The following is a 13534-nucleotide window of genomic DNA, read 5'->3' on the forward strand; positions in this document are numbered from 1 at the left end:
ATGTTTTCAGACAACAAAAAGACCCGTGTAGTCACGGAAATTGGCGGACAGCCCAACCGAATTGAAAAAAACACAAAGATCAAAGGCGATATCGTCTCTGAAGCCGATTTTAGAATAGATGGTAAACTGGATGGCAACGTTAAGACCTCTGGGAAAGTCGTGATTGGCAAAGATGGGTATATCCACGGGAAAGTGGAATGCGTCAATGCTGATATAGAAGGAAATTTTAATGGAGAGCTTTTGGTGGATGACCTACTGACCTTAAAAGCATCAGCTGTCATAGAAGGGACCGTTGTAGTATCTAAACTGGCAGTTGAACCAGGAGCAACTTTTAATGCTGCCTGTACCATGAAAGGTAAAGGTGGTACTGCCGCAATAAACAAGACCACCACAGCCAATGGATCAGCCAAAGCCTCCTAAGAATAAGAACACAGGCCTTCAGAATGCAGCAAAACTTTCAGGTGTTGGCATTCAAATGGGCCTGACCATATATTTAGGAAATCTTTTAGGCTCATGGTTGGACGGAAAGTTTGAGACCACATATTTGGAAATTTCAATTACGTTAGCGGCAATATTTTTATCCATGTACTCCATGATCCGCCAAGTTAACAACCTTAATAAATAGAAAAATTGTTAAAAAAGGTCCTCTTCCAAGTCCTCCTTTTTGGGTTTTTATTTTTTTTCGGATTTTACGCCCATCGTTTCATTTTAGAGTCAAATGAAATTTTGATTGAATTTCCGCTGTTCCAGATCTATCTTTTTCACGCCATTTTTTCGCTGATAATCTGTGCTTCCTTTCAGGTATTATCCACTTACGAAAAGTTCGCTTCCCAGCTTGGATTTATTTATTTGGGAACCTTCCTTTTAAAGCTGTTGCTATTCGCAATTATTTTTAACGGTTTATTGTTTAATAAAGAGGCTAACTCCTTGACAAATAAGATCTCACTTTTGGTCCCAGTGTTCATATTTCTCTTTTTTGAGGTGATTTTAATCGCTAAAATATTGGGTAAGGCCGGATACGAGAATAAATAATTTGAAAAAAGTTTGATTATTATTTTTAATAACTACCTTTGCGCAAAATTTTAAGGGAGCCAAATTTTTGAAAATTTCATAATGAAGATAGTATCCAAATACTTTAGCAATATTGCCTTATTATTCATTCTTCTAACCAGTTTCAATGGTTACTCTACTTCTGAACCTGCCCAAGAAGGGCAAGTCAGTGGGCAAGAGGAGGTTTCAGAATACATCTTACACCACATTAAAGATGCTCACGACTTTCATTTGTTTTCATATACAAATAGTGAAGGGGAGCGTAAGCATGTTGGGTTTCCACTACCGGTAATCGTATGGTCTAGCAATGGCTTGGTGACATTTATGTCATCGGAGTTTCACCATGATGATAATGGGGAGGTACTTGTAGAAAGAAACGGACTTAAATTTGCGAAAGTTCACAGTAAAATATATGAGTTGCCAGCAAGTGCTGAAGCGGCTGAATTTGACGAAGAGCACCATATAGAAAATGGAGCAAAGGTGTTGGACTTGTCGATCACAAAAAGTGTTGTCGGAATTTTGCTTGTTGGATTATTGATGCTTTTAGGTTTCTCGGCCCTGGCAAGACAGTACAAGAACAAGAGCATTCCTACTGGCTTTGGTCGTGTTCTAGAGCCATTGGTGATCTATGTTAGGGATGAGATTGCAAGACCAAATATTGGCGAAAAGAAATACAGAAAATTTACAGGGTATCTATTAACCGTGTTTTTCTTCATTTGGATATTGAACCTTTTAGGTTTAACCCCATTTGGATTTAATGTAACCGGTCAGCTTGCAGTAACAGCTGCACTAGCTATCTTTACCTTGATCATATATACAGTTAGTGGTAATAAGGATTACTGGCAACATATTTTATGGATGCCTGGAGTTCCTGTTCTAATTAGACCAGTATTGGCTATTATTGAATTGGCAGGAGCATTTTTGATCAAGCCTTTCTCATTGTTGGTTCGACTTTTCGCGAATATATCAGCGGGCCATATCGTGGTAATGAGTTTGATAGCAATTATGTTTACCTTGAAAAATAGTTTAGGGGTGGTAGGTGCAACCGGACTTTCCTTAGTGTTATCATTTTTTATAACATTGATTGAAGTATTGGTAGCGTTTTTACAGGCCTATATTTTTACAATGCTTTCCGCCTTGTTTATAGGTATGGCGGTAGCAGAACACGATCATGATCATGCACATGACGATCACGGTCACGAAGTTCCCGATGCAGAAGATGTCAGAGAGAATTTCATTTAATAAGAGTTTGTTTAATTTAATATAAATCAATTACTATGTACAATTTAATTGGAGCAGGTTTAATCGTAATCGGAGCAGGAATTGGATTAGGTCAAATCGGTGGAAAAGCAATGGAAGGTATTGCTCGTCAGCCAGAGGCAACTAACAAGATTCAAACAGCAATGATTATTATTGCCGCACTTTTGGAAGGTTTGGCATTCGGAGCATTATTCTTAGGAAAATAATTCGAACAAAAACAGTAAAACATGTTTCTGCAACGGTTGGTTGCAGAACATGTTTTCAAAATTAAACAAAAAAGAAAATTTAATTTTTCAAGATAATGGATACTTTATTAAACGATTTTTCACCGGGATTATTTATCGTTCAGACAATCTTATTGCTGGGATTGATTTTTCTAATGGTAAAATTTGCATGGAAACCTATTCTTAATTCTTTAAATGAAAGAGAAGAAGGAATTTCTGATGCACTTGCTGCTGCTGAAGCCGCAAAAAAAGAAATGCAGAACGTAACTGCAGATAGCGAACGCCTTTTGAAAGAAGCACGTGTAGAGCGTGAGTCCATGATCAAGGAAGCTCGTGAGATGAAAGAGAAAATTGTTGCTGATGCTAGGGAATTGGCCCAAGCGGAAGGTGATAAAATGATCAAGCAGGCACAAGCTGCCATCGAAAGTGAAAAGAAAGCTGCAGTAGCCGATATAAAGAATCAAGTAGCTACTCTTTCTGTTGAGATAGCAGAAAAAGTAATTAAAGGTCAATTGTCCAATGATAACAAGCAATTACAACTTGTTGAGGATATGGTTGGTGATATTAAGCTTAACTAATTAAAGGATATGAACGAATCTAGAGCAGCGATACGTTACGCCAAAGCTATTTTGGACTTGGCAGTGGACAATAAAGCCACTGACGCCGTAGAAAAAGATATGCGTTCTGTATTGACCACACTTCGCGACAGTAAAGAATTGCATCAGATGATGGCTAGTCCTGTTGTGAATAGTGAGGCTAAAAAGAGCGTTCTTTTAGAAATTTTCAAGGGTAGTAATGCTATCACCACAGGGTTGATAGATATCCTTGTATCTAACAAGCGTATAGGCCTTTTGAACGATGTTGCAGAAAAGTACATCATACTAAACGAAGAGTTGAAGGGCGAAGGGGTTGCTTTTGTAACCACTGCGGTACCTTTAAGCGCTGATTTGGAGAAGAAGATATTGGGGAAGATCTCAGGATTGACACCAAATAAAGTGGTTGTTCAAAATTTCGTGGATGAAAGCATCATAGGTGGTTTTGTGCTTCGAATGGGAGATATGCAATTCGATTCCAGTATTGCAACCAAACTGAGCAATTTAAAAAGAGAGTTTACAAATAGTTTATAATATTAAATTGGTCAAGGCAATTAAATGTCTTGCGTCTTATATCTAATAACATGGCAGGAGTAAAAGCCGCTGAAGTATCAGCAATATTGAAAAAACAGTTATCAGGATTCGAAGCCTCAGCTTCATTGGATGAAGTAGGTACCGTATTACAGATTGGTGATGGTATCGCAAGGGTCTACGGTCTTTCCAATGTCCAATACGGAGAATTGGTAGAGTTTGAAGGAGGCCTTCAAGGAATCGTTCTTAACTTGGAAGAAGACAATGTTGGTGTGGTTTTGTTAAGTCCATCAAGAGACATTAAAGAAGGATCTGTGGTTAAACGTACGCAAACTATTGCCTCTATCAATGTAGGTGAAGGTATTGTTGGTCGTGTAGTAAACACCTTAGGTGCTCCTATTGATGGGAAGGGACCAATTGCTGGCGAAACTTATAAAATGCCATTGGAGCGTAAGGCCCCAGGGGTAATTTTCCGTCAGCCGGTAAACGAGCCGTTACAAACAGGTATCAAGGCAATCGATGCCATGATTCCAGTGGGTAGAGGTCAGCGTGAGTTGGTTATTGGTGACCGTCAGACTGGAAAGACTACGGTTTGTATCGATACCATTCTAAACCAAAAAGAATTTTACGATGCAGGTGAGCCTGTATATTGTATATATGTAGCTATTGGCCAAAAGGCTTCTACAGTTGCAAACATCGCAAAAACATTAGAAGATAAAGGGGCTTTGGCCTATACCACTATCGTTGCTGCAAACGCATCAGATCCTGCTCCTATGCAGGTGTATGCACCATTTGCAGGAGCTGCAATTGGAGAGTACTTTAGAGATACTGGTCGTCCAGCTTTGATTATCTATGATGATTTGTCAAAACAAGCTGTGGCTTACCGTGAGATTTCCCTATTGTTGAGACGCCCACCGGGACGTGAGGCATATCCTGGGGATGTATTCTACCTTCACTCCAGATTGTTGGAGCGTGCAGCAAAAGTTATTGCTGACGATAAGATTGCAAGTGAGATGAATGATCTTCCTGAGGTCTTAAAACCAATGGTTAAAGGTGGTGGATCATTAACTGCATTGCCAATTATTGAAACACAGGCAGGTGACGTTTCCGCTTATATCCCTACCAACGTAATTTCTATTACTGATGGGCAGATATTCTTGGAGCAAGATTTGTTCAACCAAGGGGTTCGTCCAGCAATTAACGTGGGTATTTCGGTATCTCGTGTTGGAGGTAACGCACAGATAAAGTCAATGAAAAAGGTAGCAGGTACCTTGAAACTGGATCAGGCACAATTCCGTGAATTGGAAGCGTTTGCTAAATTTGGTTCTGATTTGGATGCTGCAACATTGAACGTAATTGAAAAAGGACGTAGAAACGTTGAGATATTGAAACAAGCCCAAAATGATCCTTTTACTGTAGAAGATCAGGTAGCTATTATTTACGCAGGTTCTAAAAACTTGTTGAGAAATGTGCCTGTTGAGAAGGTAAAAGAATTTGAAAGGGATTATATCGATTTCTTGAACGCCAAGCATAGAGATGTATTGGATTTACTAAAAGCAGGGAAATTGACAGATGAGGTTATAGATACTTTGACCGCTGTTTCAAAAGATCTTTCTGCTAAATACGTAAAATAATATAGGGGTTGAAGTTGGGTGATGAGAGTTGCCCAACTTTATATTCCATGAGGTCAAACATTTAGATAAGTAAGGATTTTTAAGACAACCTTAAACCTCTTTACTCAACACTAAAATACAAATGGCAAACTTAAAAGAAATACGTAATAGAATAGGTTCCGTTTCCTCAACGATGCAGATCACCAGCGCCATGAAAATGGTTTCGGCTGCAAAATTGAAGAAGGCCCAGGATGCCATCACGGCAATGAGGCCTTATTCGGATAAGTTGACTGAACTATTACAAAGTCTAAGTGCAAGCTTGGATGCTGATGCTGGTAGTAAATTTTCTGAGAACCGTGAGGTTAAAAAGGTATTGATTGTGGCCATTACCTCCAATAGGGGGCTTTGTGGAGCTTTCAACACCAACATTATCAAGAAAAGTACTCTCTTGGCCAAAGAAACCTATGCTGGGAAACAGGTAGAGTTTATGGCAATTGGTAAAAAGGCAAATGATATCCTTGCCAAGAAATTTAAAGTCGTTTCAAACCATAGTAAGGTTTATGACGATCTAAATTTTGACAATGTTGCTGTCATTGCTGAAGATCTAATGGAGCTTTTTGTCAATGGGACTTATGATAAGATTGATATTGTTTACAACAAGTTTAAAAACGCTGCCACACAGATCGTGATGACAGAGCAGTTTCTTCCAATTATTCCTGTAGAAGGGGAAGCGCCTAATAACGCTGATTACATTTTTGAGCCTTCTAAATTGGAGATTGTTGAGGAGCTAATTCCTAAGTCGCTAAAAACGCAACTGTACAAAGGAATACGTGATTCTTTTGCCAGCGAGCACGGTGCCCGTATGACAGCGATGCACAAGGCTACCGATAATGCTACTGAATTGAGAGATCAATTGAAACTAACTTACAACAAGGCGAGACAAGCTGCCATTACCAATGAAATCCTTGAGATTGTTGGTGGGGCTGAGGCTTTGAACAACTAAAGTGTAACACTTATCCTTCCAAGAGGATTATCACAATATAAACCCCACTTTTCAAGTGGGGTTTTTTTATGCTCGTTAGTGTAGAAAACTTTATATTGTATCTTGGCATTACTTTTGGTTTAATACCATTAAACACTTGAAAACCGCATCATGAAATCTATCAAAACTAACATTTTAAACTTTTTAATACTTAGTATCGGTCTCACCTCCTGTTCTTCCCAAAAGACACTACAGACCGAGGTTCCTTTTGAGATCGGTGTGGCCACCGTACAAGAGTGGATGGGTGGAAAGGAAGAAAGTGGAACAGGTCATTTGGTGTCGGTTCCTGTTTTGAACATTACAAAAGATGTGAGATTCCAGGAAATGTTCTATCATGGACAGGTAGTACAGGTTACCACTGAATCCCATGGCAACGGTTTAATGATCAAGGGAAATTTTACCCTGGCACCCCAAAAACCGGATATAATAATGCATGCCGATCCTAAAAAAGAGGTGGGGAACCAGCCTCCATCATTGCAGGAGAATTCCGTCAAAGATTTTCCTTTTGATCATAAGCCACAGGAGGCTGTTCTGAGTTATATTATTAAGAATCGGGTAAAATATGTAAAGATTTCTGGGATGAAGGAGAAGTCGCCTCTCATTTATTCAACGAAACCAAAGAACTAACTTTGTATTGAGGGTTTTAATAACTACTTTTAAACCCTAACTTTAGCACATTTGAATCCGTTAAAAAAACTTTTTAAACAGACCTTTATCTATGGTTTGGCTACGGTATTGCCCAGAATGCTATCGTTTCTTTTAACGCCCTTGTATGTTACGGTTCTTGCGACAGATGGGTATGGGGAAGTTTCTATAATTTTTGCATGGTTTGCCATCTTTAACGTACTACTTGCCTATGGCATGGAGACCGCCTTTTTTCGTTTTTATCACGATGCCGGGCTCAACAAAAAAACAGTTGTTACCACATCTTTGCTATCCATAGGGGGCTCGTCCTTACTATTTATGCTCCTAGCTTTTATGTTTAAGGGAGCGGTTTCCTCCTTCAGTGATATAGAACCTCAATTTATTACCTATGCCATTTGGATCCTAGTATTGGATGCCTTGGTGATCATTCCGTTTTCTTGGTTGAGGGCAAACGAGAAGCCGATGCGATATGCCCTGGTGAAAATCACCAATGTGGTGATCAACCTCGGGCTGAATTGCTTTTTCCTTATCGCACTCCCCATACTAGCTGAAAAGAGCCCAGATTCCATTTTAAGCAGTCTCTACAAGCCTAACTTTGAAATCTCCTACATCTTCATTTCAATGCTTATTGCAAGCGCCATAACCCTCTTATTGATGTTGCGCCTTTACCTTAGAAGGCCTTACGTCTTCGATCGGGTACTATGGAGCAGTATGATAAAATATGCGGCGCCTGTGTTGATTGCGGGAATTGCCTTTACAATCAATGAGGTGTTCGATCGCATTATGTTGGATTGGCTTTTGCCAGATGATATTGCCGAGAGTGAGATTGGGAAATATTCGGCTTGTTACAAGCTCACGTTATTTATGACCTTATTCGCAACCGCTTTTAGGATGGGCATAGAACCTTTCTTTTTTAGTCATTCCAAAAGTGATAACCCACAAAAGGCCTATGCACAGATTACCAATTATTTTGTGATCTTGGGAAGTGTCATTTTACTCTCTGTCGTGGTCTTTGTAGACGTCCTCAAACTGATCATCGTTCCCAATTCGGATTATTGGGAGGCCATGTCCGTGGTGCCCATTATTATATTGGCCAGTTTTTGTTTGGGTATCTATCACAATCTATCGGTTTGGTACAAGGTCACGGACCGTACTAAAATAGGCGCTTATATTTCTATTGTTGGAGCAATCCTGACCATTGTTATCAATTATGTATTTATCCCCTATTTTGGTTATAAGGCCTCAGCAGTGGCTACCCTTGTTGCATATGGCACCATGATGGCTATGTCTTTCTATTTTGGCAAAATGTATTATCCCATCCCTTATAATTTCCGTAAAATTGTATTCTATTTGCTAATATCCACTACTTTTTCTGTCCTGTCATTTTATCTTTTTGATAGAAATCTGTTGGTAGGAATTGTACTTTTGCTGCTGTTCCTTGCTATGGTCATGAAATTGGAGAAAGAACAACTAAAAAAAATATTTCTTAAAAAATGAAAATCAATATAATCAATAGTTCTAACCATCCTTTGCCACATTATGAGACGTTGGCTTCTGCCGGGATGGATTTGCGCGCCAATATCACTGAATCCATCACTCTTGAGCCATTGGAACGCGCTATTATACCAACTGGTCTATTTATCGAATTGCCCATCGGGTGTGAAGCCCAGGTTAGGCCCAGAAGTGGATTGGCTGCCAAGAAAGGGGTAACGGTATTAAATGCCCCCGGGACAGTGGATGCTGACTACAGGGGAGAAATAGGCGTTATCCTGGTAAACTTATCCAATATACCTTTTACTGTAGAGAACGGGGAGCGAATCGCACAGTTGGTGATCGCCAAACATGAGCGTGCCGAATGGACCGAAGTGGAGAAATTGTCCGAAACCGCAAGAGGCGAGGGCGGATTTGGCAGCACCGGGGTAAAATAGAAACAGCTAGATTTATGTGCTGGCAAGGCCTTAAATCCAATATTAATTAATAAAATATTTCCCAGTTTGGGAATAACGATAAACAAAGTTACATTATGAAGATTATTGTACCTATGGCGGGCAGAGGATCCCGTTTAAGACCACATACCTTAACCGTGCCTAAACCATTAATTCCAGTGGCCGGTAAACCTATTGTACACCGTTTGGTGAGTGACATTGCCAAGGTGCTTGGAGAGGAGATAGAGGAAGTTGCCTTTATATTGGGTGATCCTGCATTTTTTGGAGAGGATGTGGTGGAGAGTTTGAAGGAATTGGCCCAAAGTCTAGGTGCAAAAGCTTCCATTTATAGACAAGATCAGCCCCTAGGTACCGGGCATGCTATAATGGCAGCCAAGGAATCCTTGAGCGGACCAGCGGTAATTGCCTATGCAGATACATTGATCAGAGCCGATTTTGATCTGGACAAGTCTGCCGACAGCGTTATTTGGGTAAAACAAGTGGACCAACCCGAAGCCTATGGAGTAGTGAAACTAAACGATAGCGGGAATATTGTGGAGTTGGTGGAAAAGCCGGCGAAATTTGTTTCTGATTTAGCAGTTATAGGGATCTATTACTTTAAGGATGTTGCCGTCCTTAAAAAGGAGCTTCAATATGTGCTGGATAATAATATTGTGCATGGAGGGGAATATCAGATCAATGATGGTATCAAACGCATGATGGAAAAGGGCATGAAATTTGCTCCAGGTAAGGTAGAAGAGTGGATGGATTGTGGCAATAAAAATGTTACCGTGGAAACCAACAGACGTATGTTGGGCTTTTTGGAAAAAGATGGGGAAAAATTGGTGTCTGATACGGTTACCTTGGAGAATGCCCAAATAATAGAACCTTGTTTTATCGGGGAACACGTTGTCTTGAAAAATACCACCGTGGGCCCATACGTATCCATAGGAGATCATACGGTAATTGAAAATTCTACCATAAAAAACAGTCTTATACAAAACAGGAATAAGATTAGCAATGCCAACTTGGATAATGCTATGGTGGGCAATCATGTAGTCTTCAATGGTAATTTTGAGACCATTAGTATTGGAGATTATTCCGTAATGGAATAAAGATTTCTCAAAAGGGAAATAGGTTATGAAAAAAAGACTGCATTTTCTTTTGCTTCTAATGGCGGTTTTTATGACCGTAGGGCAAGGTATTGCCCAAGAACCCGAAGAAAGTGCAGAGGTAACCTTGGAAACGGTTTCAGATGAATTTCAAGAGAAGTTTTTTGAAGCCTTAAAACAAAAGGGAATAGAAAATTATGATCGCGCCATCAATCTATTTTTAGAATGTAAAAAGATAGATGAAGATAATCCGGTCATTGATCATGAGCTTGCCAAATGCTATGTCTTGAACAGGGATTACATTAATGCTCAGACTTATGTGCAAGAGGCCATAAACATGGCCCCTGAAAATTTCTGGTACCTCCATACCCTAGTTGAGATCGTAGAAAAGCAAGGGAATTCCTTTGATGCAGTAAGGGCCGCTATTCCATACAATAACCAGGTTTTAAGAGAGAATTTGGCCCAGATCTATTATGATCGCCAGAACTATGACAATGCCCTGTTTGTACTGGAAGGACTAAAAAAAACAATTGCCATTGACAAATTGAGGATGAAACTGGCCGAAGCCAAAGGAGAGGGAAACGTCGGGACCGGGGAAGAGGAGATAGAACAACCTGCTGAAAAGGATGAAAACCCTTTGGCATTGTATACGAAGCGAATTGCGCAATTAATTGAAAATAAAGATTTTACCCAGGTGGGCGATATTTCAAAAGAAGCCCTGGAATCATTTCCGTTACAACCCTATTTCTATTACACTAGAGGGTTGGCTTTGAATCAATTAAGCAAATTTAAAGAGGCAATTGCCATAATGGAGGAGGGATTGGATTACCTGTTGGACGATCAAGAACTCGCAAATAAATTTCACAAAGAATTGGCAAACGCTTATAAAGCATTGGGAAATTCTTCAAAGGCAAATATGTATCTTAGTAAAATAAAAACAGGGTCCTAAATAGAATGAAAATGAGATTTTTAAAGATACCAAAATTGATGGCTTATAGCCTTTTTGCGTTGTTGGTATTTTCCTGTAAATCCAATAAGGTGTTAACCGATGGCACGTTGGATACAAATTTGTCCGCAAAAACGATAATAAAAAACCACTATAACAATCAGCTCAATTTTAAAACCTTGAGCGGGAAGGTGAAAATTGATTATTCCGATGGGGAATCATCCCAAGGGGTGAGTGTAAGTCTGCGTATGGAAAAGGATAAGGCCATATGGTTTAGTGCGCCATTAGGGGTAGTAAAGGCCTATATTACACCAGAGAGAGTTAGTTTTTACAATAAACTCGATAATGAGTATTTTGATGGAGACTTTTTATATCTCAGCAATTTATTGGGGGTGGAGCTCAATTTTGAAAAAGTACAAAATATGTTATTGGGTGAAGCAATATTCGATTTAAAGGATGGGAAATACGATACCTCCATTAGCGAAAATAACTACCAGTTAAAGCCCAGGAAATCCTTGGAGCTTTTTAAGACCTTGTTCGAAATAGAGCCCAAGAATTTTAAAATGGCAGCCCAGCAGGTAGCACAGCCCTTGGAGAAAAGAATATTGGAAATACAGTATAAGAACTATCAAAAAATTGATAAACGGGTGCTTCCTAACGAAATTGGAATATTTGCCATTAACGGAGATAATACCAACACTATTTCCATAGAATATCGCAATATGGAATTCAATAGAGCGGTTAATTTTCCGTATAAAATACCAAATGGTTTTAAAGAGATAGTACTGAAGTAATATGAGCGTTAAGACCTTGATTCGTATATATCTCACCTTGTTTGTAGTTCTGTTCATTGGGACCGGAGCATTTGCGCAAACCAATGAACAAAAGGCATTGGAAGCTAAGCGCGAACAGCTTCAAAAGGAAATAAAAAGTATCAATAGATTGTTGTTTGCCGAGAAAAAGGAAAAGGGCAATGTATTAGAGCAAATGGAGGCGTTGGCACAAAAAATAAATGTGCGCCAACAGTTAATCAATGTGACCAACCAGCAATCCAATCTACTCAATAGACAGATCAACACCAACATAAGGAATATCTCGAAGCTTAGGGATGATTTGGAAACCCTCAAGGACGATTATGCCACCATGATCCAAAAGTCATATCAAAATAAATCCCAACAAAGCAGGTTAATGTTCTTATTATCCTCCGAAAACTTCTTTCAGGCCTTTAAAAGATTGCAGTACCTAAAACAATATACCCAATATAGAAAAGAACAGGGAGAACAGATCGTGGTTAAAACGGACGAATTAACCCAGTTGAACAGGGATCTCACTGATCAACGCAAGGTGAAGGACCAATTGATTGCGGAGAATTTGGTGGCCAAAAATGAATTGCAAAAGGAGCGGGCAGACCAACAGGTGCTGTTAGCCACTATTCGTAAGAACGAAAACAAGTATACCGCGGCCATAGATAAGAAAAGACAGGAAGCACGAAAAATTGATCAACAGATAGATGCACTGATCCGAAGTGCCATTGCGGCAAGTAATAAAAAGGCTGGAGGAAGTACTGGCAGCAGTAAGTTTGTACTAACCCCAGAGGCAACTATTGTTGCTAATAATTTCTCGGCCAATAAGGGCAAATTAGACTGGCCTGTGGAGAGGGGAATTGTCAGTCGTGGATTTGGAGTTTACAACGATGCGGTCTATCCTGGCATAAAGCACGAAAACAATGGAGTTATCATCGCTACGGACGAAGGGTCCAAGGCGCGTTCCATTTTTGAAGGGGAGGTTATTGGTATTATGGCAGTTCCTGGAGGAAATATGGGAGTGCAGATCAAACATGGTAATTACATCAGCACCTATTATAACCTTTCTAAACTATACGTAAAGAAAGGGGATAGGGTCGCAAGAAAAGAAGAGCTGGGCGAGATTTATACCAATCGGTCTAACGGTCAGACCCAGCTTAAGTTCTACCTCTATCAAGATGCCAATAGATTAAATCCTGAAGACTGGATTTATCGCTTATAGTACACTTGAACTAAATTTTTTATCCCTTAACTACTACTCTTCCATAAACAGCGCACGAAGCTCTGTAGCGTCTTTAGGCTTCATTTTACCCGCTAGTACAAGGCTAAGCTGTTTTCTACGTAAAGCTGCAGCAAAACGCTGCTTTTCAAGGTCAGTTTCAGCATTGAGCTTTGGTACTGTGGTCGGGATACCGGTATCATCAACGGCTACAAACGTATATATGGCCTCATTGGCCTTTGTACGTTCTCCACTGAAGCGATCTTCCATCCAAACATCAATGAAAACCTCCATAGAGGTTGAGAATGCCCTAGAAACAGCTGCTTCCACAGTCACTACACTTCCAAGGGGCACAGCCCTATTGAAGGCAACATGATTAACTGAAGCGGTTACCACAATTCTTCGGCTATGTCGGCGTGCGGCGATACTCGCTGCTCTGTCCATACGGGCCAGAAGTTCACCTCCAAATAAATTGTTTAATGGGTTGGTCTCACTAGGGAGTACCAAATCGGTCATAATAGTCCTTGAATCACTAGGAGTCTTAGCCTGCATACTTAAAATTTTTTGCAAA

Annotated in this window: 17 protein-coding genes; 16 read left to right on the plus strand and 1 reads right to left on the minus strand. The window is 39.9% G+C overall.

What is annotated here, in order from left to right; translation table 11 throughout:
• The 16 genes from ABXZ32_RS05365 (at nucleotide 1) to ABXZ32_RS05440 (ending at nucleotide 12966) form a co-directional block, all read left to right on the plus strand.
• Entirely contained in the window at nucleotides 1–420 is a 420-nt protein-coding gene (locus ABXZ32_RS05365; RefSeq protein ID WP_354617641.1) for a bactofilin family protein, read from the plus strand.
• Nucleotides 398–625 (plus strand): AtpZ/AtpI family protein, encoded by a 228-nt coding sequence (locus tag ABXZ32_RS05370; RefSeq protein ID WP_354617642.1) that lies wholly within the window; start codon nucleotides 398–400, stop codon nucleotides 623–625. The genes ABXZ32_RS05365 and ABXZ32_RS05370 overlap by 23 nt, the downstream gene beginning before the upstream one ends.
• A 5-nt stretch (nucleotides 626–630) precedes the next feature.
• Complete coding sequence (locus ABXZ32_RS05375) at nucleotides 631–1032, plus strand: DUF6168 family protein (RefSeq protein WP_354617643.1); 402 nt, start codon at nucleotides 631–633, stop codon at nucleotides 1030–1032.
• Between the two features lie 81 nt (nucleotides 1033–1113).
• Nucleotides 1114–2292 (plus strand): F0F1 ATP synthase subunit A, encoded by a 1179-nt coding sequence (gene atpB / locus ABXZ32_RS05380; protein WP_354617644.1) that lies wholly within the window; start codon nucleotides 1114–1116, stop codon nucleotides 2290–2292.
• Between the two features lie 35 nt (nucleotides 2293–2327).
• On the plus strand, nucleotides 2328–2516 hold the full coding sequence (gene atpE / locus ABXZ32_RS05385; RefSeq protein ID WP_062056832.1) for an ATP synthase F0 subunit C: 189 nt from the start codon (nucleotides 2328–2330) through the stop codon (nucleotides 2514–2516).
• 95 nt (nucleotides 2517–2611) lie between these two features.
• On the plus strand, nucleotides 2612–3112 hold the full coding sequence (locus tag ABXZ32_RS05390; RefSeq protein ID WP_062056830.1) for a F0F1 ATP synthase subunit B: 501 nt from the start codon (nucleotides 2612–2614) through the stop codon (nucleotides 3110–3112).
• A 9-nt stretch (nucleotides 3113–3121) separates the two neighbouring features.
• Complete coding sequence (gene atpH / locus ABXZ32_RS05395) at nucleotides 3122–3661, plus strand: ATP synthase F1 subunit delta (protein ID WP_354617645.1); 540 nt, start codon at nucleotides 3122–3124, stop codon at nucleotides 3659–3661.
• A gap of 50 nt (nucleotides 3662–3711) precedes the next feature.
• Nucleotides 3712–5292, plus strand: coding sequence for a F0F1 ATP synthase subunit alpha (gene atpA / locus ABXZ32_RS05400; RefSeq protein WP_354617646.1), 1581 nt, complete (start codon nucleotides 3712–3714; stop codon nucleotides 5290–5292).
• Between the two features lie 121 nt (nucleotides 5293–5413).
• Nucleotides 5414–6274 carry an ATP synthase F1 subunit gamma gene (gene atpG, locus ABXZ32_RS05405; RefSeq protein ID WP_354617647.1) on the plus strand — a complete coding sequence of 287 codons (861 nt, stop codon included), beginning with the start codon at nucleotides 5414–5416 and terminating at the stop codon, nucleotides 6272–6274.
• Between the two features lie 150 nt (nucleotides 6275–6424).
• Nucleotides 6425–6940 carry a hypothetical protein gene (locus tag ABXZ32_RS05410; RefSeq protein ID WP_354617648.1) on the plus strand — a complete coding sequence of 172 codons (516 nt, stop codon included), beginning with the start codon at nucleotides 6425–6427 and terminating at the stop codon, nucleotides 6938–6940.
• A 51-nt stretch (nucleotides 6941–6991) separates the two neighbouring features.
• A complete protein-coding gene (locus ABXZ32_RS05415; RefSeq protein WP_354617649.1) occupies nucleotides 6992–8455 on the plus strand; it encodes a lipopolysaccharide biosynthesis protein in 1464 nt (487 codons plus the stop codon).
• Nucleotides 8452–8886, plus strand: coding sequence for a dUTP diphosphatase (gene dut, locus ABXZ32_RS05420; RefSeq protein ID WP_354617650.1), 435 nt, complete (start codon nucleotides 8452–8454; stop codon nucleotides 8884–8886). Before ABXZ32_RS05415 ends, dut begins: the two co-directional genes overlap by 4 nt.
• 95 nt (nucleotides 8887–8981) lie before the next feature.
• Nucleotides 8982–9998: a sugar phosphate nucleotidyltransferase gene (locus tag ABXZ32_RS05425; RefSeq protein WP_354617651.1), complete on the plus strand. Its 1017-nt coding sequence runs from the start codon at nucleotides 8982–8984 to the stop codon at nucleotides 9996–9998.
• A gap of 25 nt (nucleotides 9999–10023) precedes the next feature.
• Nucleotides 10024–10944, plus strand: a complete 921-nt coding sequence (locus ABXZ32_RS05430) for a tetratricopeptide repeat protein (RefSeq protein WP_354617652.1) — start codon at nucleotides 10024–10026, stop codon at nucleotides 10942–10944.
• Between the two features lie 11 nt (nucleotides 10945–10955).
• Nucleotides 10956–11735: a DUF4292 domain-containing protein gene (locus ABXZ32_RS05435; RefSeq protein WP_354617653.1), complete on the plus strand. Its 780-nt coding sequence runs from the start codon at nucleotides 10956–10958 to the stop codon at nucleotides 11733–11735.
• Nucleotide 11736: 1 nt separating this feature from the next.
• Nucleotides 11737–12966 (plus strand): murein hydrolase activator EnvC family protein, encoded by a 1230-nt coding sequence (locus ABXZ32_RS05440; RefSeq protein WP_354617654.1) that lies wholly within the window; start codon nucleotides 11737–11739, stop codon nucleotides 12964–12966.
• Nucleotides 12967–12999: 33 nt separating this feature from the next.
• On the opposite strand, the gene ABXZ32_RS05445 is transcribed toward ABXZ32_RS05440, so the two are convergent.
• Nucleotides 13000–13515 carry an acyl-CoA thioesterase gene (locus tag ABXZ32_RS05445; RefSeq protein WP_354617655.1) on the minus strand — a complete coding sequence of 172 codons (516 nt, stop codon included), beginning with the start codon at nucleotides 13513–13515 and terminating at the stop codon, nucleotides 13000–13002.
• Nucleotides 13516–13534 lie beyond the last annotated feature (19 nt).

It is taken from the genome of Sediminicola luteus, assembly GCF_040566555.1.
Taxonomy (GTDB): Bacteria; Bacteroidota; Bacteroidia; order Flavobacteriales; family Flavobacteriaceae; genus Sediminicola.